Consider the following 25,361-nt stretch of genomic DNA (forward strand, 5'->3'; position numbering starts at 1 on the left):
TTCACAACCCTTCCACCGCGAATGCGTTCCAATACTCGTCCCAGGCCGGTGCGGAGCGATCGGCTTCGAGGACCTGTTCGGCGAGCGTCGGGTCCCCGTTGGAACCGGCGAACTGTCGACGACACTCGATGCTCACGCTCTGCGAGAAGAAGGCGACCGATACCTGCACGGTGATCCGTGCGTAGCCGACGAGTTTGCCGGTGTGGAAGTCGTAGGACAGTTCCAGGTAGAGCTCGATGGACGCCGAGATCAGGCCCAAAACACTGACCTCGCCGCGCATCCGGAAGTACGCGGCGAGCTGCCCGCCGTCACCCTCGAGCCGCAGGTAGACGCCGATCGATGCCGAGATCGATCCCGACGCGACTCCGAAATCGACCGCCAATGCGGCGGTGGCCTCGAGGCCGGCCTCGAGCAACGTCAGTCGGTCCGGCGCGAGCCGTACGACGAACCATCCGCCGCCCCCGAGGCACAGCACCGTCAGTGCAAACGGTCGCTCGCGGGTGCAGAAGTTGAAGCCGACGCTGAGCGACTTGCCCAGGAACGGGATCTGCACGTCGGCGCCGAGCGAGACATTGCTGAGATTGAACACGCCGATCGCGAGATTGGGGATGGCCTGCGTGAACCCGGCTCGGGCGCCGCTCGTGTCGACGTCCACGAACGGTGGATCGCTGAAGCCGTCCAGCGGGATCAGTCGCCGCAGTCGGTCGACGAATCCCAGAATGCCGAGGAAGGCGATTTCGCCCATCTTCACGTCGATCTCGGGCTTGCCGGACGTGCTCGCGACGAAGGAGATGTTCTTCACCTTCACCCGCATCAGCGGGAAGAACTTTTCGTCTTCGGCTCCGATCAGGTGCAGGGTGACGTTCCGCAACTCCGCCGACGATCGCATGGTGACGGTGCCGTTCCCGGTCACCTCGCCCGTCACCGAGAGCGTGAAGCCACCTTTCTCGAGCTCGAGAATGGTTGCGCCGGTGGGCAGTTTCCAGGTGGTCTTCAACGTCGGGCGGAACTCGTACCGGAAGCTCGGGTGTGCGCCGATCGCGTTGATCACTGTGGCGATGTCGGTTGCTGCCGCGAGGGCACCGTCGAGGGCCCTGAGCGCGCTGCGGCCCTGGGGTGGGACCTCGGGCTCGGAGAGCAGGGTGGCAAGGGCGTTGCGGGCATCGGTGACCGCAGTGGTGAGCTCGGGGATCTTCGGATCGGCCCCGGCGCCGACGGCCTGGGAGAGGAGCCCGGTGAGCGATTCCAGCTGCGCGCGTAGAGCGTTGGCCTCGGCAAGAACCTTGCCGGGCGCATCGGCCGCGAGCTGCTCCGCGAGAGCGGTTCCCCGGTCGATCTGTTGCACGAGCGCCGCGACCGCCGTGAGCTGCTCGGTGACCATGGCGGGGAGCGGGGAGCGGGGTGCGATCAGCGCAGCCAGGTCGACCAACCCGAACAGCCGCGGCAGTGCCCCGGCGAAGAACGCTGCCGGATCCTGCAAGCTCCCGTCGAGCGCGTCCTTCGGGGTGCCGATGGCGCCCTTCGCGCAGGAGAGGAACCGGGCGGGCAGGTTCGGCGTGACGAATCCACCGGCCCGGTCACTGCCGGCGGCGGGGGTGCCGAACGAGATGACCTCCGGCTTGCCCGCGGTCTTCGCATCGACCACCGCCCAGACATCGTCGGATACCGCGGCCGATGGCCACGGGGCGTCGCGCTGGTCGCCGGCGTCCGGACCGGGGACTCGATACCGAACCGTGAGCGGCGGGGTGGCAGCCAACCGCGCCGCGGCTTCGACGGTGATGTCCGCGGACTCCAGCCGGGGGACGCTGTCGCCCTGTGCGGCGGTTCCGGTGAACCGCAAGGCCTGCGTGGGGTTGACCGAGCCGGTGTCGCGTGTGAACCCGACGCGTTGTCCGTGGGCGGCGATGTTGCGCCAGGACGGGTCGGCGCCGTTGTACGCCTGCCCGATTCGACCATCAGCGGGCGCAACCGATTCCGCCACCCAGAGCAACGGTGCGTGCAGCACCTGTTCGCGTCCCACCCGATCGGTGGTGCGCAGATCGAACATCACCGGGGTGGTCTCGGCGAGCCGTGGCCAGAAGACCTCCTCGTCGGAGGGTTTGAGGATCGGCGGCGAGGTGGCCGGTCCTAGGTCGACTCTGCTGAACGGCCAGGCCGGAGTGTCGGGGTAGTCGCGGCTGCGCTCGCTGACCACGATGTACATCCGCTGGTACAGCGACGCGGTCGGCCCGGCGTCGACTCCCTGTCCTGGGCCCGACACCTGGCGTTCGGTGACCTTCACCAGTGCGGCGGCGTGTCCGAGCGGGTACAGGTAGCCGGGGTAGACCACCCGGACGTACTGGTCGCGACCCTGCGGGGCGATGTGGTCCCAGGCGAGGATCGAGCTCAGGCCGCCCTTGGCGCGCAGGTGCGATGCCGAGTACTCCTTCGTGTACCACGCGCCGTGCAGGTCGAGCCACGCACCGAGCGCCGAGAGCCACAGTCGATCCGCAGCCACGGGTCGCACCGAGCGCGGCTCGTCGATCCCCGGCCAGTGTTCGGATGTCTGCCGAACGAGGCAGTTCCGATCCCTCGGTGTGAGGGAACCCGTGGCCTGGAACGGATCGTCCTTGCTCGGAGTCATCGGCGGGTCGGTCTCGATCCAGTTCGGGTAGAGGTCGCGGTCGCGCGTCCAGACGGCCCGGACGATGCGGTCGCTGCGTGGGGACTCGGACACTGCGCCGTCGACGCGCGTCGCCAATCGGCTGTGCCACAGCTCGACGGCGCCACCACCGGCCCCGTCGTCCACCGTGCCGTCGGCGTGGGTCCAGACGCCGTCCTGGGACGGCGCGATCACCAGACGATACGGTGCCTCGATGGCGGTCTCGTCCCACCGCGGGGGAAGGGACACCGCGCCCGGGTGCTTCCACCATTCGTCGCGGATCGGCGGAATCGGGATCGGCAGACGTGGTCCGCCGGGAAGGTGCACGACGCGTTTCAATCCGAGCAGATCCCGCAGCCCGGCGGTGAGCGAATGGCCCGACTCCACGCGGACGGTGCCGCCGACGTTGCGGATCAGATCCATGTTGCGTGCGAACACTTCCGCCGCCTCTGCCCGGGTGGCGGGGGCGGGAAGGGCGCGACGGTCCGCGGCGGTCGCCGCGGCGATGACCAGTCCGGCCCCGGTGTACCGGCCGATCAGGTCCGGTCCTACCCAGAGGAGCGACGGGCGGGTGTCGAATGAGGCGGAGACCGCGCCCGCCACACCGGATGGTCGAGCGGCCTGGGGAAGAATCGGCTCGAGAGTGCGGATCGCGGCGAGAATCCCGGTGCGCGTGAACTCGATCCGGTCGTCGGGTCCGATCCGGAAGGTGAGGCGGCTCGCCCTCGCCGGCTGATAGGCGACCGGGGTCACCGGACGAGACAACGCTGCCAATGGCGGCGTGATCGGGTGCTTGCGGTCGAGGAAGCCGTCCACCACCTCGTACGTCGCCGGCCCATTGCGATCGGTGACGAAGTGCGCCGCCTCCTGTCCGTGCTGGTAGGAGAACCCAACGATCATGCGGGCCGCTGTTTCGTCAACGGCGCGAATGACGGGCGTTCCGGCTTCGACCGACAACTCGACCTCGAAGAACTCGACCGCCAGCGCAAGCAGATCCGCGCCGCGCACCACGTCGATGGAGATCGATCGATCGGACCTGCGTCCGGACGGCCAGTTCAGTCCGCGTGAGCGGCGAAGTCCGCCGGGATAGATGTGCGGATATCCGTCGGGCATGATTCGGCCTCCTGACGCGTAGGAGCTTCTCCGACCGAGCCTTCTCGCCCGGAGGCCTTGGTGCACGAGTAGTCGACTACTCGAATTTTCGCGGTGGGATTTCGCGTAGTCGACTACTCGCGACGTCCTCGACCGGACGGGCTTGGCTGGAGCCGAACGTCCAGTCGAGGAGGAACCATGTCCCGCAGAATCCGGAGGGCCGCAGTCGCCGGCGTGGCCGTGGCAAGTAGTTCGGTGCTGATCTTCGCGCCACCCGCCGGGGCCGGCCCCACTGTGGCCCCCGCCCTCACCCCGAACTCGGTGGTCCGGCATATGCCGCCTCCCGTCAACCAGGCGATGCTGGCGGTGATCGCACAGGTCGACGATGCGCTCAGGCAGGCGAACCTGATAACCGGCACGACGATCGCGGTGCCGCGGGGATCCGCAGGGCTCGCGTCGGTCACGGGGACCGTCAGGTCCACCGCCCCGACGCTCGCGGACTCGGTCTTAGGCGGTGTGTCGGCACGCTCGGCGAGCCTCGTCGTTCCCGACCACGCCTCGGTGCTACCGAGCCCGATGGCCCTGCCTGCGGTCACGCAGTTCGCCTCCCTCCTTCAGCACGTGCCCGGATACGACCTGATGGTGGGCGCTGTGTCACAGGCGGGACGCGTCATCGGCCGAGTCATCGTCGTCCTCGTTGATGCGGTGGCTCCGATCAACCCGTTCGCGTCAATCGTTCGGGTCTTCATCTCTGACGGAGCTCCGGGAACAGCGGTGCACCCGGATGGCGGCAACGCGGGCCTTCTTCTCGGAGACGGTGGCGCGGGTTGGAACAGCACGGTCGCGGGGGCGAACGGTGGCAACGGCGGGACGGGCGGGCTGTTCTTCGGCGCCGGCGGCGCGGGTGGCGCGGGGGCTCCGGGAGTCCGGGGCACGGATGCCGTCAACCCCACCGCCTCCGGAGCCCGAGCTCCGTCGGGGCTCAACGGGCAGCCGGCCTCCGGGACCACATCGGGCACCGTCACCGGGGAGGACGCAGCTGCAGCGGGCCAACCGGGAGGGCCCGGCGTAGCCGGTGGGAATGGGGGCGAGGGCGGAGCCGCACACAACTACGGCACCGGTTCTGCGGCGGGTGGCGCGGGGCGGCCCGGCGGCGCGGGCGGTGCCGGCGCAGCGGGCGGATCCGGCGGTCCCGGCGGGTGGGCGACCATCGTCGGAGGCGGTATCGCCCGCGGTGGAACAGGCGGGGCCGGAGGCGCGGGAGGCACCGGAGCGGCCGGAGGAGCAGGCGGATCCGGCGGAACCGTCGATCCGGGAGCCGTGGGCGGCACCGCCACCGGTGGAACGGGCGGTCGCGGCGGTCGCGGCGGTGACGGACTCCCGGGCGGCGCGGGATCGGCGGGCTCGTCCGGCGGTACGGGTGGAGCTGGCGGATGGCTCGGCGGAATCGGTGGCGCCGGAGGTGCGGGCGGCAGCGGTGGCGCCGGCGGATCGGGCTCGTCCGGCGGCGACGGCGGAGCTGGAGGCGCGGCGGGCGGGCACAACTCCCCCGACCACGGGTGGACGCACCTGGGAACGCCGGGTGCCGGTGGTGCGGGAGGCATCGGCGGCGCGGGCGGGGCGGGCGCCAGTGGCGGTGCCGGCGGCGCGGGCGGCACCGGAGGAGCCGTCTTCGGCGGACCCGGCGCGGATGGATCACCCGGCGCAGCAGGTGCGCCGGGCAGTGCCGGCGCCGATGGTGCCCCCGGTTCGACCGGCGCATCGCACCAGTGAGTGAACAGTCCTCGGGATACCAGCGAACATAAGGAATCATCATGTCCAGTACGACCAGACGAACGGTGCTCTTTTCAGCCGCGGTGACCGGGCTCGCGGTCATCGGTACGGTGCCCGCGCCGTATGCGGCTCGTTCCGTACCACCCTTGCCGTCCCACGTTCAGGCACGAGCTAGCTCCGCCGTGCTAGCGGTACGGGTTCGGGCTGCCGTTACTCGGGTCGACGGCGAACTCCAGGTGATCCCGCTTCCGCACGGGTGGACCGTGGATGTCCGACGGTCGCCGCTCGGGGCGCCACGTCTGTCTTCTGCGCCGCACTTCCGCTCCCCAGCGACGACCGTTTCATTGGCGGGCAGCACCGGTCCCGATCGGCCGTCGGGTGTTGGGTCGGGCGCTGATCCGTCAACCGAGCCACCCTCGTCCGCGACCTTACTGGTGTCGACGCAGATCGCGACGAGTCCGGCGGCACTCTCGAATTCGGGACCCGATCTCGCTTCGATGCTGCCGGGTTCGCTGGTCGGGATCATCGTCACCGGCGGATCAGTTCCCGGACGAGCGGTGGAGAATGTGGCGAGCGCGATCGCCCCGTTCAATCCCCTCGCGGGTGCTGTCCACGCGCTCATCGGCGACGGCGCAGACGGCACCGCCGCACATCCCGATGGCTACGACGGCGGCCTGCTGTACGGGAAGGGCGGCAACGGTTGGAACAGCACCGTCGCCGGCGTTGCCGGAGGTAAGGGTGGCAATGGCGGCCTTTTCGGCGGAAACGGCGGGAACGGCGGTAGCGGGGCGAACGGCACCGGAACATTCGCGGGTACGGACGGCGGAAGCGGTGGCGCGGCAGGCCTGATCGCCGTCTTCGCTTACGGCGGTCGCGGTGGCGACGGCGGGAGCGGGGCCGCGGGCGCCCCGGGCGGCCAGGGCAGCAGCGGATCGCCAGGCAGTGGTGGAACAGACGGTGGTGTCGGCGGCGTCGGTCGGACCGGTCCGCGGGGAGCACCGGGGCAGCCCGGCGATCCCGGCTCCACGGGTGGTGGCGGTGCCCCGGGTGATCCCGGGCTCGCCGGCGGCGACGGCCTGTGGGGTCGAGCCGACGGTGACGATGCGCTGTTCTATCAGTGGCAGAACGGCGGCGCGGGAGGAATCGGCGGAACCGGGCTGACCGGTGGACGTGGCGGAGTCGGTGGGGCAGGCGGTACTGGAGGCACAGGCGGTTCGGGTACCGCCGGGGCGACAGGTGGGACCGGCGGCCAGGGCGGGGCGGGACAGTCGGGCACCGCCGCCGGCTCCGGTGGAGCGGGCGGACGTGCAGGTCTGTTCGCGCTGTTCGGCGGGGGTGGTCAGGGCGGCAACGGTGGTTCCGGCGGCACCGGAGGACAGGGCGGTCGCGGTGGCACCGGTGGCACCGGCGGCACCGGCGGCGATGCCGGTGATGGCGGCCAGGGCGGCACGGGCGGTCCGGGCGGTGATGGCGGGGTCGGCGGAGTGGGCGGCCAGGGCGGCACGGGCGGTCTCGGTGGAAACGGCGGTGCCGGCGGATTCGGTGCATCGACCCCGAGTGGCGGCGATGGTGGCGCCGGTGCGCCCGGGGGTACCGGCGGAAGCGGTGGGCCCGGCGGTATCGGTGGAACCGGTGGCTACTCCGGTCCTGGCGGTCCTGGTGGTAACGGCGGCAATCCGGGTGCTCCGGGCGGCGGCGGCGCTGGTGGCGCGGGCGGGATCGGCGGCGCGGGCGGTGCCGGGGGCGCAGGTGGTCGGCCCGGCACCGGTGGGTCGGGCGGGTTGTTCGGCTCCGCGGGCACGGGCGGGACCCCCGGCATCGTCGGGCAGCCCGGGCAGGTGGGTCAGCAGGGTGACCAAGGCGGCAGCGGTGCCGCCGGGCAGCCCGGTCAGCCCGGCCGAGCGGGCGATCAGGGAACGGGGAACATGCCCGGGATCGATGGACGTGATGGCTCGCCGGGGAACCCCGGAACCCCGGGAACGGGCGGAGAGCCCGGCGGTAGCGGCGGCGCGTTCTCCGGCGGGTACGGAGGACTCGGCGGTACCGGGGGCGGTGGCGGCGCCGGAGGTAGCGGAGGCGTGGGAGGTGCCGGTGGAGTCTCGCCATAGGAGGTTCACAGGTGCGAGATACCGAAGTTGCTGTGACCGGTAGTTGTTCTGCCGTAACGAAATTACATCGTTCGGACTACGCGCAGCAGTGCCGTCGCGGCGCTACAATCTCGCAATGGTCGATGGCCGCGGTGGTGCCGGTGCGGGGCCGCGGGGGATGCCGATCACCACGTTCACGGTGGTCGGCATCCCCGGCGTCGAGATCCCGCTGTCGTCCTTCGGTGGCGAGATCGACGTCCCCGCGGCCGCCGCGCCGTCGGAGCTGATCGGTGCGGCGATCGCGCAGGTCAGCGCCGCGCGGCCGGCGCGGATCGTGGTCCTCGATGCCGAGCATCTGGACCCGCTATCGACGATCGTCGTTCGGCGGCTACGACAGGACGGGCACCGCATCGTCGAACGTTCGACTCCGCGGACAGGGCCCCGGCGGGCGCCCGCGGTTGACGCTGATCTCGTTGTGGCGGCGGAGATCCTCGCGGTGGCTGGCACCCTGCCGGCTGTCCTCCGGCCACAGCTCATAGACGAGGAGCACCTGCGTCGGCTCCGCGCCGCGCAGATACTCGGACCGGGGGACCCACTACGACTGGCGGACCCCCACGTCGCGCAGCGGCTCCTTGAAGGCATGGGGATCGCCGCGCGGCGATTGCGCGCCGGCCAGGTGGTGCGGGCCGCCCAGGCCGCGGCCGGACTTTGCGGACCGGCCGATACACGGCACGTGATCTGGATGGCCGATCTGATGACCCGCGCCGACGCGGGATGCATCGACGTGGACGTCCTCACTGCCGGTGCCGCCGCGGCGGCGACGATGGGCGAACCACATCTCGGGCGGCGCCTCGCGGAGTTCGCCGCGGATCATGGGGGTGGTCTGCCTGCGCGGCTCCAACTCGCCGCCGCGGCTGCCTGGACCGGCGACGGTGCCGCGGTCGAGTCCGCACTCGCCGGGCTGGACGTGCCGGGGGCGCCGCCGGAACTGCGCTCCTTCTGTGCGTTCGTCGGAGCGGGCTCGCTCGCCTGGAACGACGGCCGCATCGACGCCGCTCGCACGCTGCTGCAGCAGCGCCGCGACGAGTTGGGTGAGCACCCCGATGCGGCTCTGCTGGACGCCACGATCGCGCTACTGCGGTACTTCGAAGGCGATCTGGATGGCGCTCTCGCCCTGGCTGATCCACTGCTCGACAACCCGTCACCGGTGGCGGTGGTGTGGGCCGCGAGTGCCGCGGCCGCGGCCCGTGCGGCCCACGGCGAAAGCCGGGCAGCCGAGGCCGCAATCAGTGTGGGACTGGCCGCCGCCCGACGTTGCGACTCCGGCGTGCAGAGGTTCATGCTCGCCGTGGCAGCGGCCGATGCCGCGATTGCCGACGGTGACCCAGGACGGGCGCTGCGCCGCGGGGATGATTTCGACCGGCTCGCCGCTGGCGCACCACATGCGTCGGCCGTCGTCGCCGTGGCGCGCGGGCGAGCACTGCTGGCCGCAGGTCGGCCGGAGGCTGCCCGCGCAGCCTTCGAGGAAGCCCTGATCGCCATGGAAGGCATGCCGCGCGGCTGGCAGAGCGTCGCTGGGGCCGGGCTGGCGCAGGCACTGGGAGAGCTGGGGCGGCATGTTGAATCGGCTTCGGCCCTGGGCCGTGCCGAGGCGCAGCAACTGGACGGGATGCAGGTGTACCGCACCGATCTGGGACTTGCTCGGGCCTGGTCGTTCGCGGCCCGCGGCGACGTCGAGCGGGCTGTCGACGCCGCGCGCGCGGCGCTCGAAGACGCTCTCGCACAGGGGCATCGCGAGGCGGAGCTGCGATCGCGCCTAACACTGGCTCGCCTCGGCGATCGCGGCACCGCACCGTCGTCGACCGTGCACCCGCCGGGGGGTCCGGTCGGTGCCGGGCTGGTGGCCGGCTTCGCCCGGGCGCTTCGCTCGCGAGCGCCCGGGGCGCTGCTCGAGGCGGGCCGGCGGCTGCACGCCGCGGGCATGGCGTCCGCGGCGGCCGATGCGCAGGCCTGGGCTGCGGTCGAATACACGCGGGCCGGTGACGGGCCTGCCGCCACCGCCGCCCTCGCCTCGGTGTGCTCGGATTCAGACCTCCGGACACCAGCGCGCTGGGCCGCCCAGATGCGTTGCGCCGGGCTCAGTGCGAAGGAACGGCACGTGGCACGCGAGCTCGCGCGCGGAGGTGAAACCCGCGAGCTCGCGACCAGGCTCGGTGTATCGATTCGCACGGTAGAGGGACACGTGTACCACCTGCTGGCCAAATTGGGGGTGAGCAACCGCACCGAGCTGGTGGACGCACTGCCGTGGCGGGAGACGGAGACATGAGCGTGGACGCGGTACTCGACCAGGTCGTGGCGGGTGAGGGAGCCTGTGCGGTGCGGATCGACGGTGCCGTCGGCGCGCGCGCCGTGCTCTCCGACCTCGCGAAGCGCGCGCGGATAGCCGGTCGTTCGGTCTTCCGGGTCGAAGGGAGCGCGGCCCTCCAGGATCTACCGTTCGGGGCGTTAGGAGGGATGGTCCTGCTGTCCGGCGGCGATCCCCCGGCCCTGATGGCACAGGCCTGCCGGCAGATCGCCGCACTTGGCGAGCCCGTGGTCGTGATCGACCATGTGCACCTCCTCGATCCGCTCAGTGCGATCTCGCTGCACCAGTCGGTGCTCCGCGGTGCGGTGCGCGTCGTCGCCCTCGCGTCGCGCTCGCAGGAGGTGAGCGAAGGCGCCGTGCGGGCGTTCATCGACGCTCTCCCGGTGGTCACCTGGAAAGGGGGAGGTGGCGGCGAACGCCCGCCGACCGTTCGCTCACTGCGTCCGTTGCATCGACGCCTTCTTCAAGCACTCGCGCTCGCAGGCGATCTTTCACTCGACGATGCAGAACGCCTGTTCGGGTCCGAGGCGACGGCGGCGGTCGAATCCGCGGGTCTGGTTCGAGTGCAGGCGGTCCGTTTCAGCGCGCGCGTCACTCTGGCGGAGCGTGCTGTCGCAGATGAGGCGCTGGCCGAGCTCGGCGCGGCGGACCGGGATCGACTGTGCGGGGATCTCGTGCGTGCGCTACGCACTCGGACCGACTCCGACCCGCGTCGCCTGATCCAGAGCGCTCTGGTGATGCGGCGGGGTTCGGTCGCCGACTACGACCCGGGGCTGCTGGTCCAGGCCGCGCAGGCGGCGCACACTGTCGGAAATCTCGGGCTGGCCAGGGAATTGGCGCGCCTGGCCGTTGACGCGGGAGCCGGTGCCGAGGGTGTCCTGGTGCTCGCCGAGGCGCTGACGTGGAGCGGCGCGGCGGACGACGCCGAAGCCCGGTTGGCGGACCTCGCAGCGCAGGACCTCGAGGACGCGATCGCGGTGCGGGTCGCCGCCGCCCGCGCGGCGAACCTGCACTGCAATCTTTGCGCCGGCGATCGGGCGCTTGCTGTGGTCACCGCAGCTCGTGAGCGGTTCGCTCAGTCCCCGCATCGGGATCTCTTGGACGCCTTGATGATCCAGTTCGCGTTCTTCGCCGGCGACCTGGCGACGGTGCTTCGTGACGGACTGCCGATGGTGGAGATGGTCGACATCGATTCCCCGGCGATGGTCTGGCTCACCAGCGCCACTGCCAATGCATTGTCGGCTGCAGGGCGGTTCGAGGAGGCTGAGCGACATGCGCGCCTGGGCTTCGCGGCTTCGGAGCGCAGCGCCTCGGGGACGCAACGGTTCACTCTCGGCCTCGCCCTGACCGATTCGGCGCTGGCGCGGGGACGGGTCGACGAGGCCCTGCGGATCTGCGACGACCTGTACGCGCGCGCCGCGGGCGAGCCGCAGGCCACGGGCATTGTGGACGCGCTCGCCGGTCGGGTCGCGATCGCAGCCGGTGACATCGACGGTGCCGTCGCTGCGATGCGCCGTGCGGCGCAGGCCGCGCGCAGCGGTGCCACCCCCGTGTGGCAGGCCGTCGTGGCGGCCTGGCTCGCGGACACCGCGTCGACCGCCGGGCAGCGCGAGGAGGCAGTCGCGGCCTGCGAGTTCGCCATTGCGACGATGCCCCCGTACGTCCACTTCTTCGACGTGGAGCTACACGTCGCGCGCGCGGGCATCGCTGGCGACGACCGCGAGGCGGTGCGCCACCTCGAGCGTGCCGTCGCGGGGGCGCACGCGCGGGGTGACCTGGTTGGGGAGTTGCGGATGCGGATCCGACTGGTATGGCTGGGTGCCCGGGATCAGGTGGCGGTCACGGCGGCGTTGGCGACGCGGCTCGACACTCCGCTCGTCGCGTCGGTACACGACTACGCGGTCGCGATGGCGGAGCGGGACGCACGTGCATTGCGGGCGGAGAGCGAGTTGTTCGCGGACCGGGGGTGGGGCATGGGAGTGCGGGACGCGCGCGTGGCCGCGGAGGCGGAGGCGGCCCCGTCGTACGAGGGCCTGAGCGCGCGGGAGCGCGAGGTGATCAAGCTCGTCGTGGCGGGCCGCACCAATCGGGAGGTCGCCGAGGTGCTCGGCGTCGCCCTGCGCACCGTCGAGGGGCACCTGTACCGGATCTACCCGAAGGCGGGCGTCGCCAACCGCAGGGAGTTGGTCGCTCGCTTCGGGTAGCGTCCGGTTCATCCGCATCTGGTAAGCACAGGACATGCGTTCACGTCGCCACCTCGCCGCCGCCCTCGTCGCTGTCCTTGCGGGCGGCACACTCGTCGCCTGCTCGCCCGGTAAGGCAGAGGACGCGGCCAAGCTCGATCTGAAGACCGGTGCGAACGCGCCGCTCACGATCAGCGCCGGGCAGCTCGCGCGTCTGGCGCAGGGCGGCGCCGTCGTCGCCGTCAAGCCGACGGCCGACGGCACCGTCGAGGCGGCGAAGGGGGGCGCCCTGGTGTTCAAGCCCAAGGCCGGTTTCACCGGATCGGTCCAGCTCAAGGCGGTCGTCTCGCCCGCGGTCGCGCTGTACTCGTCGGACATCCCGCCGCTCGCCACCGTCGGCGGAGTATCCGTGGACGGCAGCGGCTACGGCTCGGCGTGGACGCCCGTCCCCGGCGCGCCGGGCGAGTTCTACGGCCTCACCGACCGCGGCCCCAACGTCGACGGTCCCGGGAAGGACGAGAAGGTGTCGGTGACGCCGGACTTCACGCCGCAGATCGGCCGGTTCGCGCTCGAGGACGGTGTCGTGAAGCTGACCAGCGTCATCACGCTCAAGGGTCGCGACGGCAAGCCGCTCAACGGTAGGAACGACACCGCCGCACCGACCGGGGAGAAGATGCTCGACCTCGACGGCCGGGAGATCCCGCCGACCGACCACGGCATCGATCCCGAGGGGCTCGTCGCGCTGCCCGACGGATCCTTCTGGGTGTCCGACGAATACGGGCCCTTCCTCATCCATTTCGATGCCAACGGCCAGGAACTCGATCGCCTCGTGCCGGGCAAGGGGCTGCCGGAGGTGCTGAAGTCCCGCACGCCCAACCAGGGCATGGAGGGACTCACCGTGACGCCCGACGGTTCGCGCCTGGTCGGGATCATGCAGTCGGCGCTGAACGTCCCGGGCCTGAACGGCAACGCGAAGGAGGTGCCGGCCGTGCGGATCGTCGTCGTCGACCTCAAGACCAAGGCCGTCCAGCAGTTCGTCTACCTCCTGGACAACCCGAAGGACACCAAGAAGGCGGTCTCCGAGATCACTGCGATCTCCAACACGGAGTTCCTCGTCGATGAGCGCGACGGCAAGCCCGCCCCTCGGGCGAGCAAGACCGTCTACCGCATCAGCCTCGACGGTGCCACCCCGCTCGGTGAGCAGAACCCCGAGACGATCGTGGGCGTGAGCACGACGCCCGAGGCGGAGGCGGCGCTCAAGGGCGCCGGGATCACCCCGGTCCGCAAGACGACGGCCCTCGACCTCAGCGGCCTGGTCGACAAGCTCAACCCCGCCGGGACCTTCTTCGGCCACGACAAGGTGGAGGGCCTCGCGACCACCGACGGCGGGAAGACCCTGTTCATCGCCAACGACAGCGACTTCGGACTCGCTGGGATCGCGGGCCCGAAGACGCCCTTCCAGCTCACGGCGAAGATCCTGGCCAACGGGCTGCAGGACAGCCTCGAAATACTCAAGGTCGACACGACGAAGCTGAACGAGCCCGTCGTCGAGCGGACGATCACGGTCACCGTCGGGTAGGGGTCAGGGCGCGACCCGCCCGGCGTACTCCCGGACCTCGGCCGACGGATCGTCCGTCAGGAGCCGGGCGTGGGCGCTGCGGAACGCGGTGCGGTCGGCGGGCGTGAGGCGCGCGTGGGACAGCACGAACATCGCGTGCCACCGGATGACGGGCCAGGGGGATGCGAGCGCAGCGAATGCCGCCGGCGCGTCGCCCGGGCCGAGCTCGCGGTAGCTCGTGCCGGGCGCGAGGCGCTCCGCGACGGGGCGGTGCAGGTCGGGCCTGCGCTGGAGCAGGTCGGCCGTGCGACCCGAACCGCTGCGTCAGGTGGATGACTGGCTGGTGCCCTTCCGACACTTCTGGGCGCCGCGTCTCGCGGCCCTCGGTACCGAGATCGCGCGCGGTAAGAAGGCCCGCCGATCGACTAGGGACAAGGACGAGAAATGACCTACGACATCGACGATCTCGCCACGGCCCAGCCGGCGGCGGTCACCCGTCGCGCCGAGGTGCGCGACAGCGGCGAGGGGCAGGTCTTCGTCTCCGCCTCGCTCAGCCAGACCTACCCCACCGACGTCGCCGACCTCTGGGACGCCGTCACCAGCGCCGAGCGCCTACCGCGCTGGTTCGCGCCGGTCCACGGCGAGCTCGTACTCGGCGGCCGCTTCCAGGTGGAGGGTAACGCCGCCGGTACCGTGCTCGAATGCGATGCGCCGCACCGGTACCTGATCTCCTGGGAGATCATGGGCGGCAGTTCGCAGGTGGAGGTCGCCGTCGAGGCCGACGGTGACGGTGCCCGTCTCACGCTGACCCACTCGGGGGAGAACGCCCGGGACTTCTACGAGCAGTTCGGACCCGGCGCCACCGGCGTCGGCTGGGATCTGGGGTTCCTGGGCCTGAACGCACTGATCACGACCGGCCAGGACCGCCCGGAGGATGCCGAAGCGTTCTTCGCGATGCCGGCCGCGAAGTCCTTCATCATCGAGTCGGCGACGTCGTGGGCGGCGGCGACCGAGTCCGCCGGGGTGCCCGCCGAATTCGCTCGCGCGCAGGGCGAGCGGACCGCCGCGTTCTTCTCGGGCGAGTAGCGGTCAGGCCGCCGCGGCCGGCACCACGGGTGCGTCGTCGGAGTCCTTCTCCGGCGCGGACATCGCAGGGTCGGACGGCGCAGGCTCAGACGGAGCGGTCGCGCTCGGCGTCGATCCCGTCGGTGTCTCCGCCGTTGCCGCGCCGCTTCCGGGCGCGGCCGCGTCCGTGACGACCGGTGTGGCCGGCTCGGACGGCGCTTCTCCGGTCGGCGTCCCAGCTCCGGCAGCCGGCTCGGTCGAGCCTGCGGGCTCCGTCGGGATCGCGGACTCGGCGGCGGAAGTCTCAGCCTGCGATGTCGTGTTCGGCAGCGGGGCGGCGCTTCTGGCGAGCTGCAGCAGCGTCGACCGATCGCCCGCCGGGGGAGCCTCGGTGCCACTGGTCGGGGCGTCAGCGGTCGTCGTTGCGGTCGCGGTGGGTGTCGGCGCCAGGTAGCGCGACGCGTCGCCCGTGCCCGTGGCGGCCTGGCCCACGCCCTGGACCGCAGCACCGAGTAGGTCGCCGCCGAGCCGCAGCGGATCGATCGGGGGAAGCAGCCCGAACGGCGTCGCCTTCCCATAATCGGAACGGTCGTAACCGGTCTCGATGATCACGCGCGCCAGCGGGGAGACGAGGTCGACGAACGGCCGGACGACGGCGGTCGTCCCGGTCGCGGCGCCGAGATCGAGCAACGGCAGCATGATCGGCAGGATCTTCGCCGGCAGCGTGATGTACCTGGTGTCACCGCTGGTCTGGCAGTAGGTGGCCGCAGTGCAGTCCTTCGTCGCCGCGTCGACGGCCGCGCGTACCTCGTCGGGCGTGTATCCGATGGGCGTGGCCGACTGATCGTCGGATCCCTTGGGCGCGAGCATCGTGCCGTGCACGTACCAGAATCCTGCGAGCGCGTTCGCCGTCGCGAGCAAGTTGACGGGGTAGCGCGGGAAGTCGGCCACGCCGTCGTACTGGAACGCGACATCTGTGGTGTTGATCGTGCCGGGCTTCGCGGTGTTCGTCGGCGTTCCGGGGCCGAAGGTCACATCGAGGATCGGGATGTGGCCGAGGAAGGACGGACGCGTGAACAGCCCTCCGTTGGGGCGGCTCGCGTTGCCGATGAGGACGAACGAGACATTGTCGGGGACGCCGCCGGGTTGTCCCGCCAGCTGCTTCTTGACCGCGCTGACGACGGTGCCGCCCTGGGAGTAGCCGAAGATCACGATCGGATCGGTCTTGTCCGCCGCGCCGTACGCGGTGTTCAGGCTCGTCACGCCGCTCGCGACGGAATCGTCCCACTTCGCGCCCTGCAAGCCGCCCCACCCGGAGAGTGGGATGGGCCAGAACTCGGCGATGTACGGCACCGGGGTTGCCTCACAGCCGCCCGGGACGGCGCACGCACCGGTCGGCGCGACGTAATAGCCGATCGCGTGCTCCTGGTAGCCCGCCACCTTCGACGGGTCCTTGGTGCCTGTTCCCGGCACCACGAGGACGGTCGTCGCCGCCCAGGCGACCGCCGAGGTGAGGGTGAGGGCGATCGCACCGAGGAGTGTGACCAGGACGTATCCGAGCTTGCGGGCGGTTTCGCGCATGACGGTGCGGCCTCTCGTGTTCAGGTTGCGCTCAGTTTTGCACGACTGTGCTCGCCGTGCTTGCGAACTCAACCAGCCGGTGCCCGCTACCCGGCGGCGGCGAGCACCCGCTCGGCGCGGTCCGGGAGCAGGTGGCCCGCTTCGGCGAGCAGCGCGACCGCGTCCTCGCCGAACACGGCCCGTGCGTGTTCGGCGGCGCGCGGACCGTCGAGCATCCTGTCGCGACCGCCGAAAGCGGCGGACACGCGCGCGGTGATCCCGGCGAGCGCGTGGTCCCCGAACGCGGGCAGGCCGTCGGTGCGCGGCCGGAAGGTGCGGAACACGAGTCCGCGGAACGCACCGAGGTCGTGCCCCAGGCCGGGTCCCGTGGGCGGCGTCCAGCCCGTGAAGTACTGCATCGCGGCCCGGCGGCCGGGCTCACCGAGCTGGCTCAGGAGGCCCGCCACCAGGAGTGGGGCGATCCGGCGCGGCCCGAGACCGCCTGGCGACAGGAGCGCGAGGGACCGCACGCGGGCCGGGTGCTCGGCGGCGTAGTCCAGCGCGACCCATCCGCCGAGCGACTCCCCGATCACCGTCGCGTCGGCTGCGGCAAGCGCATCGCTCACGCCGGCGAGCCATGCGGCGTGCGCCCCCGGCTCCAGCGGCAGTCGCGGTACGACGGTGCCGCCCGGCTCGCCCGGCAGGTCGATCGCGTGCACCCGGTGCGTCCGCGCGAGCTGCGGGATCTCGTTCGCCCAGTTCAGCGACGTGCCACCGGAGCCGTGCAGGAGCAGGACGGGAGGGGCGCCGTCGGGCCCGGCACTGAGCACGTGCGTCCCGTCGACGACGGTGCGCTCCACGTCCGGCAGGTATGCCGACAGCAGCCGCGCGTACTCCTCGCGGACCTCGCGTGCGCCCTCGTCGCTGCGGAATCGGTCGTCGGTCATGCCTGCCTCCTCGTTTCGCGCTCAGTCTGGCAGGCGGGCGCCGAACACCGTCGCCGCGATACCGGCGCGTGGTCTACTGGCGACGTGTTCGAGATCGAGTCGGATCCGTCGATCGTGGAGCTCGACCGGTACGTGCCGGAGGCCCCGTCGACGGTGTGGCGCGCGCTCACCGAGTCGGCGTCCGTCGAGCAGTGGCTGGTGCGATCGGTCGGGCTGCGACCGGAGGTCGGCACGACCTTCATCCTCGAGATCCCGTCGGATCCGCCCGGTGAGGTCTCGTGCGAGGTGATCGACGCGGTGCCCGCCGTGCGGTTCGTGCACAGCTACACGGACCTGCGGGCGCCGCGCCCGGCGCGCTGGATCGTCGACTGGAGGCTGGTGCCCGAAGGGCGCGGGACCCGGATCGTCTTCACGATGTCGGGCTTCGACGTCGAGGACCGGCAGCAGAAGTTCGCCCGCAATGCCGCGGAGCGCGGCTACCGCAACACGCTGATCCCCAAGCTCGCTGCCGCGGTGGCGGCGATCACCGACTGACCGAGGCTCGCGATCCGAAGCGGGCCGGTGTCAGCCGAGGCCCTCGACAACGCGGAAGTCGCGCTCGACGGCGTCGTCCAGCGCGGCGAGCGCTTCTTGGTACGCCGCGCTCTCGCGGGTGGCGACGGCCTGCTCGAAGCTGTCGAACTCGATCAGGATCGTCCGCTCGGCGACGCCGTGCTCGTACGGGGTGACGCGACCGTCGAGGGAGAGGAGCCGCCCGCCGCCGGCCTGGACGGCCACCCGCGCCAGTTCGTTGTAGGCGGCCAACTTCTCGGTGTCCTTGATGACGCGGTAGACGCTGACCCAATAGCCCTTGGCCACGGTGTCTCCTTGCTCGGAGTGACTGTTCGTAGAAACGAACCGTCGGAGCGAGCCGTTTATGCCCGGCGAATGATTCAGGGGCGGTTCCCGATGCAGCACAGCATCGATAGCCGATCGCACGGAGATGCGCTAGCGATAGTTGCAAATACTGAATACTTCGCCGTCTCGCGTCAGGGTCAGGTACGCGCGTTTTCCGTTGCAGGTCCCGATGTTGCTGGCCACGAGTACGGGGTGCCGAGTTGGCTCGCCGGCTTGTATGTCGCCGGCTGTTCGGCACTGCGTCCCGGTTCCGGTTGCGATTGCCGAACCCCACCCCTTCCAGGTGATGTCTGTGATCGATGCGCTGCAGTGTCCGCTGAAGTCGACTGATCGCGGCGCGACCTGCCCGAATCCTTCCGAGTAATTATTGCCGGGGCTGCCCAACACAATAGCGTCGCGATACGTCTCATTGTTGCCCGGACTTGCGTTGTCAGAACTCGCGGCCGACGCAGCTGCACTTGTATCGAAAGTGGATCGAGTAACCGTCACCGGTGCCGGGTGTGTGTCATCGCCATGGGTGCAGCCCGCCGAAAGAGATGAGATTACGACGAGCGGTGTTGCTAGGCGAAAGATGATCGCACGCAAGCGCCTGCTGTTCTTGGTGGGATGCAGTTTCACGATGTGAACCTCGATCGAGTGGATGACGCCTGCGGCTTCATTGCCGGCCTCGGGGTGACTTAAAACTGATGGTTCGTCTCGGCGGCGATCATGAACCCGTGCCCGGAGGCAAGGTGCGTGCGGGTCACGCCGGACGTTCGGACGGTGCATCTAAAGCCGTCCGCGGTCAGATTCACGCCGTATCCAAGTACTGGTTCGGGAGAGCGGAACCCGGTGCCGTAGACGACGCCGCCAGCGCACAAGAATGACGTGGCACCGGTATTGTCGACGCGCATCCCGTGCCCCCATCCTGGTCCTGCTCCGCAACTGGCGGGGCGAGGTGGGATAGGCGTTGTCGAACCCTGGCAGCCAGCGCTGGTGCTTCCCGGGGTTCTTAGATCGATACCGCAGGTGAACTTTCCAGAAGGTGTGCTGAAGAAATAGCCGTCGCCGCGGAATCGATACGTCGCCGGATTGGCTTCGACGTTCGCCGAACTCGGATCGGTCGGGGTGCCGGCGAGGGATGGCGACGTTGTGATGACGCCAGTCGGCACCGCTGGCGTCATGATGACCGTTGAAGTGACAGTCGTCGTGTCGGTACTGGAACCGCATCCCGCGATGAGGGTGGGGACCACGGCTAACGCTGCAGCCACGCGGGATGGATGTAGATGCATGCGCTGAACGTATGCCCCGTCCCAGCGATGCGGTCCCAAGATTGCGCGGAGTTCATCCGAACGGATGACATGGCACTTTCGAACCGTCTCTCTGGAGGCGGTGCGGCGGCATCTGGGTGCGGACGCACTACCGGCGGTCACGCCGCGCGGCCTTCGCCACACGCAGGCGACATTGACGCACTCGTTGACGAGATTCGGCCCGTGCCAGCGTTCATGCTGGTCACGGGCCGATCCGTGGCGGAGGATAGGGGATTTGAACCCCTGAGGGCTATTAACCCAACCCGCGTTCCAGGCGAGCGCCATAGGCCACTAGGCGAATCCTCCGTGGACCACTGTAGACGAAGGCCCCCGTCGACCCAAACCAGCCCGGACCCGTATAGTGGTCCACGGACTCCGCGCGGCGTCCATCCTGTGAACTCCCCCAGGGCGGGAACGCAGCAAGGGTCAACGGGCTCTGGCGGGTGCGCGGAGTCCCCTTTTCTGTCCGGGCCCGATTTCCGCCGGAGGCGCACCCGATGTCCACCTACGTGTCCCTGAGTCAGTCCGAGCTCGCCGATGTCCACGCGAAGCTGACGGAGCTGTTCGAGACGCTGAAGGCCCAGGGGTTGAAGCTGGATCTCACCCGTGGCAAGCCCGCGCCCGACCAACTCGACCTGTCGAACGCGCTGCTGGCGCTGCCCGGCGAAGGCGACTACCGCGCCGCGGACGGCACCGACACCCGGAACTACGGCGGCCTCGCGGGCCTGCCCGAGCTGCGCGCGATCTTCGGGGAGCTGCTCGGCATCCCGGTATCGAACCTCTACGCGCAGAACAACTCCAGCCTCGAGATCATGCATCGCTTGATCACCCTGGCGTGGATCCACGGCACCGTCGACGGTGAACGGCCTTGGGGCGCAGAGGAGTCGGTCAAGTTCCTCTGCCCTGCCCCCGGCTACGACCGGCACTTCGCGATCACGCACGAGTTCGGCATCGAGATGATCGTGGTTCCGCTGAACCCGGACGGCCCCGACATGGCCGTGGTCAAGGATCTGGTGGCGAACGACCCCTCGATCAAGGGGATCTGGACCGTGCCGAAGTACGCCAATCCCACGGGCTCGGTGTACTCCGAGGAGATCACCCGCGAGCTGGTCTCGATGCCGACCGCCGCGCCGGACTTCCGCATCTTCTGGGACAACGCCTACGCCGTGCACCCCCTGGTGGGCGACGCACCGTCGGACCCGGACGTCCTGGGCCTGGCCGCCGAGGCCGGCCACGCGAACCGACCGTACGTGCTGGCCAGTACCTCGAAGATCACCTTCGCAGGAGCCGGCGTGAGCTTCCTCGGCGCCTCCGCCGAGAATCTGGCGTGGTACGGGAAGTACACCGGTCTGACCTCGATCGGGCCCGACAAGGTGAACCAGCTGCGGCACGCCCGGTTCTTCGGCGACGCCGAGGGCGTGCGGGCCCACATGCGCAAGCATCGCGACCTCATCGCGCCGAAGTTCGCGCGGGTCCTCGAGATCCTCGAGGCCCGGCTCGGCGCGGCCAAGGTCGCGTCCTGGAGCGAGCCCACGGGCGGCTACTTCATCAGCCTCGACGTGCTCGACGGGACAGCGGCGCGGACCGTCGCCCTTGCGAAGGAGGCGGGTATCGCCCTGACGGCCGCCGGCGCGACCTTCCCGCACGGGGAGGATCCGCACGACCGGAACATCCGGCTCGCGCCGACCTTCCCGTCGATCGACGAGCTTGAGACCGCAATGGACGGCGTGGCGACCTGTGTACTCTTGGCTTCTGCTGAAAAGCTGATGTCGCAGCCCGAATAGGGCGGCGAAGAGCAGGAGGATCGCGCCGGTGGCGGACGAGAACAGCCGGCGGTTCCCCCGGCAGTGGTGGATGCTGGCCCTCTTCGCGGTGTCCGCGGGGGCCGCCGTGTGGCAGCAGTTCGTGCGGATCCCGTTCTCCACGCCGATGTACGGGCTGTTCCACAACCAGATCGACGCGGAGGTCTACCGCAAGGGCGGCCAGATCGTGTCCCACGGCGGCGAGGGACTCTACGACGGTGCCCTGCTCAACGACATCCTGCCCTTCACCTACACGCCCTTCGCCGGCGTGCTGTTCGTTCCGCTGAGCTGGATGTCCACGGACGTGATGCGCTGGGTCTGGACAGTGGCAGTGCTGCTCGCACTGCTGGCGTGCATCATGATCGCGTTCCGGTTGCTCGGCTTCGCCCGGGACTGGCGCCTGTGGTTCGCCGGTGTCTGCCTGACGCTCGTGGCGACGGTGCTCGAGCCCGTCCGCACGACGATCTGGTTCGGTCAGATCAACGTCTTCCTCATGCTGCTCCTGCTGTGGGATCTGGGGCGGCCCACGGGGGCGCGGTTCAAGGGCTTCAGCATCGGCATCGCCGCCGGTATCAAGCTCACGCCGCTGTTCTTCCTCGCCTACCTCGTCGTGACCGGGCAGTGGCGGGAGGCGCGCAACGCCCTGGGCGCGCTCGTCGGCACCGTCGTGATCGGGTTCCTGGTGATCCCGCGCGAGTCGTGGAGGTACTGGTCCGGCACGTTCCTCGACGCCACCCGCGTCGGTGAGCCGAACCAGGTGGGCAACCAGTCCATCAACGGCCTCATCGCCTTCCTCACCCGGGCCGAGAAGCCCTCGACGGTGATCTGGCTCGCGGTCGCCGTGCCCGCCGCGCTCGCGGGGCTGGCGATCGCGGCGTGGGCGCACCGCCGCGGCGAGACGCTGCTCGCGATCACCGTCGTCGGGCTCACCGCCTGCGCCATATCGCCCTTCTCCTGGGGGCATCACTGGGTGTGGATCGTGCCGTTGCTGGTCCTGCTGCTCGGTCGTGCGCTGCAGGCGGACGCGTGGGCGGACCGTGCGTTCCCGTTGCTCGCGGCCGCCGGGCTCGTCGCGGCCACCTTCATCTGGGTGACCTACTTCCCGCATCTGCAGCCCACCGGCGTCGACGACGTCCACGACACGTACGCCATCGGCATCTTCCTGCGGCCGATGGAGAATCCGCTGCTCAAGGCCCTCGCCGGCGGCGTCTACGTGTGGATCTTCGCCGCGACCCTGCTCGGCGCGACCTGGCATCTGCGGCGGGCGGACCGGGCCGATCGTGCAGCCTGACCGCGTCGCCGAGGACCGCCGGCTGCTCGCATACCTCGGCACCGCGATGATCGCGGGGGGCCAGCCCGTGCACGAGGTGGAGTACGACCTGAAGGGCGTCGCCACGGCCCTCGGTTACCCGCTCGCCCAGGTCGGGGCCACCCCGACGGGGCTCACGCTGGGACTCGAGCCGGGCTCCCCGGCCACGTTCGAGTCCGTCGCCGGCCCGCTGCGGCTGGATCAGTCAGCGGTCGTGTCGGAGGTCCGCCGGGGCCTGAACGCCCGGCGGCTCACCGTCGACGAGGCGTTCGCACGGCTGGGGAACCTGCGGTCGCTACCGCACCGCTATCCGCGCTGGTTGCAGGACCTGTCGTGGTCGGTGATCGCGGTCGGGATCGCCATGCTGCTGCAGCCGGGCTGGCCGAACATCGCCGCCGCCGCGATCGGGGGCGGCGCGGTGATGCTGCTCGTCCGGCTCGCCGGCCGGGTGCGGCTCGCCGCCACGCTGCTCCCGACGATCGCCGCGTTCGTGGTGGGTACGGGCGTGTTCGCCGCCGCGCAGGCGGGCTGGCTCGACGGTCCGCTGCGCACCCTCCTCGCGCCGCTGGCCGTCCTCCTTCCGGGCGCGCTGGTCGTGACCGGCATGTCGGAGCTGGCCGCCGGCGCGATGGTGGCGGGCAGTGCCCGGCTCACCTTCGGCACGGTGCAGTTGCTGCTCTTCTCCCTCGGCATCCTCAGCGCGACGACGGTGCTCGGCGTCGCACCCGAGTTGCTGGCCAACGTGCGGGTGAACCAGTTGGGCGCGTGGGGGCCGCCGGTCGGGCTCGCGGTGATCTGCGTCGGGCTGTGTCTCAACGAGGGAGCGTCCATGCGCCTGCTGCCGGCGATCGCGGTGGTCGTCGCGGCGGCGTTCGGGGCGCAGCTCGCGGGGCAGGCCGCGTCGGGTGCGGTGCTGGGCGGCTTCCTCGGCGCGATCGCGGGCAGCCTGGGTGCCTCACTGGCCGCGTATCTGCGGCCGCAGCTGCCGCGGCTCGTGGTCTTCCTGCCCGCGTTCTGGGTGCTGGTGCCCGGCAGCCTCGGGCTGCTATCGGTCACCTCGGTGGGCATCGACCCGCAGCAAGGCGTGCGGACCGTCGTCGACGTCGGCGCGGTCATCTGCGCTTTGGCGTTGGGCCTGCTGTTCGGATCCGCGATGGCGCAGGCCGCCGCCGGACCGCTCGCGCGGCTTCGCGCGCGTCGGTAACGGGTTGTTCATCTGCACACCGAGAGATGTTCAAATGCGCATGTTCCCATGCTGGAATGACGAAACTCGGTAGTGGCAAAGCCCCGGTGGCTCTCGCGGTGAGCGCCGTGGCAGTGCTCGGCATGGTCGCGGCGTGCGGCGGCGACAACGGCGGTCCCGGCGTCTCGGGCGAGACCGCGGCGAAGGTCGAGATCAACCGCGCGGCGGCCGGTGACATCACCGCGCACGGCGGTGCCAAGCGTCTCGCCGGCGACCAGACGCAGGCGATCGCCGACTCGATCCAGCGATCGAAGGCGAAGAACGTGATCCTCGTGATCGGCGACGGCACCGCGAACCAGGAGCTCACGCTGGCGCGGAACTACCAGTGGGGCGCCGGCGGCAAGATCCCCGGCATCGACGAGCTGCCGCTCTCCGGCGACTACACCACGTACGCGCTGGACAAGACCACCAAGAAGCCCGACTACACCACCGACTCCGCCGCCTCCGGCTCCGCGTGGGCCACCGGTACCAAGACCTACAACGGCGCCGTCGGGGTCGACGTCAACGGCAAGCCGCAGCGCTCGATCCTCGAGATCGCGCGGGCCAACGGCCGCCGGACCGGCAACGTCACCACCACCGAGCTGCAGGACGCCACCCCCGCCGTGCAGGTCGCGCACGTGGCCCAGCGCAAGTGCTACGGCCCCGTCGAGACCAAGGAGAAGTGCACCTCCGACGCGCTGGAGAACGGCGGCCTCGGGTCCATCACCGAGCAGCTGCTGGCCGCCCGTGCGGACGTGACCCTCGGCGGCGGCTGGAAGACCTTCTCGCAGACCGCGACCGCGGGCGAGTACCGGGACAAGACCCTCGAGGCCCAGGCCAAGGAGCGCGGCTACCAGATCGTCCGTTCCGGCGACGAGCTCGACGCGATCAAGACGGCGGATCAGGACAAGCCGCTGCTCGGCGTATTCGCCGACGGCAACCTGCCGCGCCTGTGGGACAAGGCGACCGCCACCAAGGACGGCGGCAAGGAGGCGCCGGTCACCTGCGCCCCCAACCCGGCGTTCGGTGCCACCCCCAAGCTCGCGTCGATGACGAAGAAGGCCATCGACCTGCTCAAGGGCGACAAGGGCTTCTTCCTGCAGGTCGAGTCCGGTTCGGTGGACAAGGCCAATCACGACGCCGACCCGTGCGGGCAGATCGGCGAGACCGTGCAGCTGTCCGAGGCCGTGTCCGCGGCGCTCGAGTTCGCCAAGCAGGACAAGGACACCCTGGTCATCGTCACCGGCGATCACGCGCACACCAGCCAGATCATCGAGGCGGGCACCGTCACCCCCGGCCTGACCCGCACGCTGAACACCAAGGACGGTGGCGTCCTGACCGTCAATTACGGAACCTCGCTCGACCCCGGCGAGGAGCAGCACACCGGTGGCCAGGTCCGCATCGCCGCGTACGGCCCCGGCGCCGCGAACGTCGTGGGCGTGACGGATCAGACCGACCCGTTCTTCTACATCACCGACGTCCTCGGCCTGGACCGCGACAAGAAGTAGAGAGCGCCCCGGGCGGGGCGGCATGTGCACCGACGAACCGTCGGCCGTGCATGTCACCCCGTC

General features: G+C 70.5%; 16 protein-coding genes, 1 tRNA gene, 1 other RNA gene and 2 pseudogenes. 14 read left to right on the forward strand and 6 right to left on the reverse strand.

The features are described from left to right. Position 1: 1 nt before the first annotated feature. Entirely contained in the window at positions 2 to 3,754 is a 3,753-nt protein-coding gene (locus ABZX10_RS05815; protein WP_355535612.1) for a hypothetical protein, read from the reverse strand. 618 nt (positions 3,755 to 4,372) lie between these two features. On the opposite strand from ABZX10_RS05815, the pseudogene ABZX10_RS05820 reads away from it, so the two are divergent. The 6 genes and pseudogenes from ABZX10_RS05820 to ABZX10_RS05845 all read left to right on the forward strand — a co-directional run. Next, positions 4,373 to 4,657, forward strand: a pseudogene (locus ABZX10_RS05820) (PGRS repeat-containing protein); the annotation flags it as partial. Between the two features lie 238 nt (positions 4,658 to 4,895). After that, positions 4,896 to 5,510 (forward strand): hypothetical protein, encoded by a 615-nt coding sequence (locus tag ABZX10_RS05825; RefSeq protein ID WP_355535717.1) that lies wholly within the window; start codon positions 4,896 to 4,898, stop codon positions 5,508 to 5,510. A gap of 493 nt (positions 5,511 to 6,003) precedes the next feature. Further along, positions 6,004 to 7,614 (forward strand): PGRS repeat-containing protein, encoded by a 1,611-nt coding sequence (locus ABZX10_RS05830; RefSeq protein ID WP_355535615.1) that lies wholly within the window; start codon positions 6,004 to 6,006, stop codon positions 7,612 to 7,614. A gap of 115 nt (positions 7,615 to 7,729) precedes the next feature. Further along, positions 7,730 to 9,919, forward strand: a complete 2,190-nt coding sequence (locus ABZX10_RS05835; protein WP_355535618.1) for a helix-turn-helix transcriptional regulator — start codon at positions 7,730 to 7,732, stop codon at positions 9,917 to 9,919. Then, a complete protein-coding gene (locus ABZX10_RS05840) occupies positions 9,916 to 12,162 on the forward strand; it encodes a helix-turn-helix transcriptional regulator (RefSeq protein ID WP_355535621.1) in 2,247 nt (748 codons plus the stop codon). The genes ABZX10_RS05835 and ABZX10_RS05840 overlap by 4 nt, the downstream gene beginning before the upstream one ends. 34 nt (positions 12,163 to 12,196) lie before the next feature. Next, the gene (locus ABZX10_RS05845; protein ID WP_355535624.1) at positions 12,197 to 13,720 is read left to right on the forward strand and encodes an esterase-like activity of phytase family protein; all 1,524 of its coding nucleotides are present in this window, start codon (positions 12,197 to 12,199) and stop codon (positions 13,718 to 13,720) included. A gap of 3 nt (positions 13,721 to 13,723) precedes the next feature. On the opposite strand, the gene ABZX10_RS05850 is transcribed toward ABZX10_RS05845, so the two are convergent. Continuing rightward, positions 13,724 to 13,852, reverse strand: coding sequence for a hypothetical protein (locus ABZX10_RS05850; protein WP_355535627.1), 129 nt, complete (start codon positions 13,850 to 13,852; stop codon positions 13,724 to 13,726). A 163-nt stretch (positions 13,853 to 14,015) separates the two neighbouring features. Here ABZX10_RS05850 and ABZX10_RS05855 point away from each other — a divergent pair. Together ABZX10_RS05855 and ABZX10_RS05860 are read left to right on the forward strand one after the other, a co-directional pair. Continuing rightward, positions 14,016 to 14,147: pseudogene (locus ABZX10_RS05855) on the forward strand (transcriptional regulator); the annotation flags it as partial. Further along, positions 14,144 to 14,785, forward strand: coding sequence for an SRPBCC family protein (locus tag ABZX10_RS05860; RefSeq protein WP_355535630.1), 642 nt, complete (start codon positions 14,144 to 14,146; stop codon positions 14,783 to 14,785). The pseudogene ABZX10_RS05855 and the gene ABZX10_RS05860, both read left to right, overlap by 4 nt. 3 nt (positions 14,786 to 14,788) lie before the next feature. On the opposite strand, the gene ABZX10_RS05865 is transcribed toward ABZX10_RS05860, so the two are convergent. Both ABZX10_RS05865 and ABZX10_RS05870 read right to left on the reverse strand, forming a co-directional pair. Beyond that, positions 14,789 to 16,345 carry a PE-PPE domain-containing protein gene (locus ABZX10_RS05865; protein ID WP_355535633.1) on the reverse strand — a complete coding sequence of 519 codons (1,557 nt, stop codon included), beginning with the start codon at positions 16,343 to 16,345 and terminating at the stop codon, positions 14,789 to 14,791. 86 nt (positions 16,346 to 16,431) lie between these two features. Continuing rightward, the gene (locus tag ABZX10_RS05870; RefSeq protein ID WP_355535636.1) at positions 16,432 to 17,271 is read right to left on the reverse strand and encodes an alpha/beta fold hydrolase; all 840 of its coding nucleotides are present in this window, start codon (positions 17,269 to 17,271) and stop codon (positions 16,432 to 16,434) included. Between the two features lie 84 nt (positions 17,272 to 17,355). On the opposite strand from ABZX10_RS05870, the gene ABZX10_RS05875 reads away from it, so the two are divergent. Beyond that, positions 17,356 to 17,805, forward strand: a complete 450-nt coding sequence (locus ABZX10_RS05875) for an SRPBCC domain-containing protein (protein ID WP_355535639.1) — start codon at positions 17,356 to 17,358, stop codon at positions 17,803 to 17,805. 30 nt (positions 17,806 to 17,835) lie between these two features. Here ABZX10_RS05875 and ABZX10_RS05880 read toward each other — a convergent pair whose 3' ends face one another. Both ABZX10_RS05880 and ABZX10_RS05885 read right to left on the reverse strand, forming a co-directional pair. Further along, positions 17,836 to 18,129 (reverse strand): DUF1330 domain-containing protein, encoded by a 294-nt coding sequence (locus ABZX10_RS05880; protein WP_355535642.1) that lies wholly within the window; start codon positions 18,127 to 18,129, stop codon positions 17,836 to 17,838. A 1,545-nt stretch (positions 18,130 to 19,674) separates the two neighbouring features. Further along, positions 19,675 to 19,763: transfer RNA gene (locus ABZX10_RS05885), tRNA-Ser, on the reverse strand. Positions 19,764 to 19,824: 61 nt separating this feature from the next. Between ABZX10_RS05885 and ffs the strand changes: the two genes are divergently transcribed. The 5 genes from ffs to phoA all read left to right on the forward strand — a co-directional run bounded on the left by ffs (position 19,825) and on the right by phoA (position 25,298). Next, an RNA gene (ffs, locus tag ABZX10_RS05890) (signal recognition particle sRNA small type) lies at positions 19,825 to 19,919 on the forward strand. Between the two features lie 35 nt (positions 19,920 to 19,954). Next, positions 19,955 to 21,241 (forward strand): aminotransferase class I/II-fold pyridoxal phosphate-dependent enzyme, encoded by a 1,287-nt coding sequence (locus ABZX10_RS05895; RefSeq protein WP_355535645.1) that lies wholly within the window; start codon positions 19,955 to 19,957, stop codon positions 21,239 to 21,241. A 28-nt stretch (positions 21,242 to 21,269) separates the two neighbouring features. Beyond that, a complete protein-coding gene (locus tag ABZX10_RS05900) occupies positions 21,270 to 22,550 on the forward strand; it encodes a glycosyltransferase 87 family protein (protein WP_355535648.1) in 1,281 nt (426 codons plus the stop codon). Continuing rightward, a complete protein-coding gene (locus tag ABZX10_RS05905) occupies positions 22,540 to 23,772 on the forward strand; it encodes a threonine/serine exporter family protein (protein WP_355535651.1) in 1,233 nt (410 codons plus the stop codon). The genes ABZX10_RS05900 and ABZX10_RS05905 overlap by 11 nt, the downstream gene beginning before the upstream one ends. A gap of 56 nt (positions 23,773 to 23,828) precedes the next feature. Next, a complete protein-coding gene (gene phoA, locus ABZX10_RS05910) occupies positions 23,829 to 25,298 on the forward strand; it encodes an alkaline phosphatase (RefSeq protein ID WP_355535654.1) in 1,470 nt (489 codons plus the stop codon). Positions 25,299 to 25,361: the final 63 nt, after the last annotated feature.

This window comes from Tsukamurella sp. NPDC003166 (assembly GCF_040611135.1).
Lineage (GTDB): Bacteria > Actinomycetota > Actinomycetes > Mycobacteriales > Mycobacteriaceae > Tsukamurella.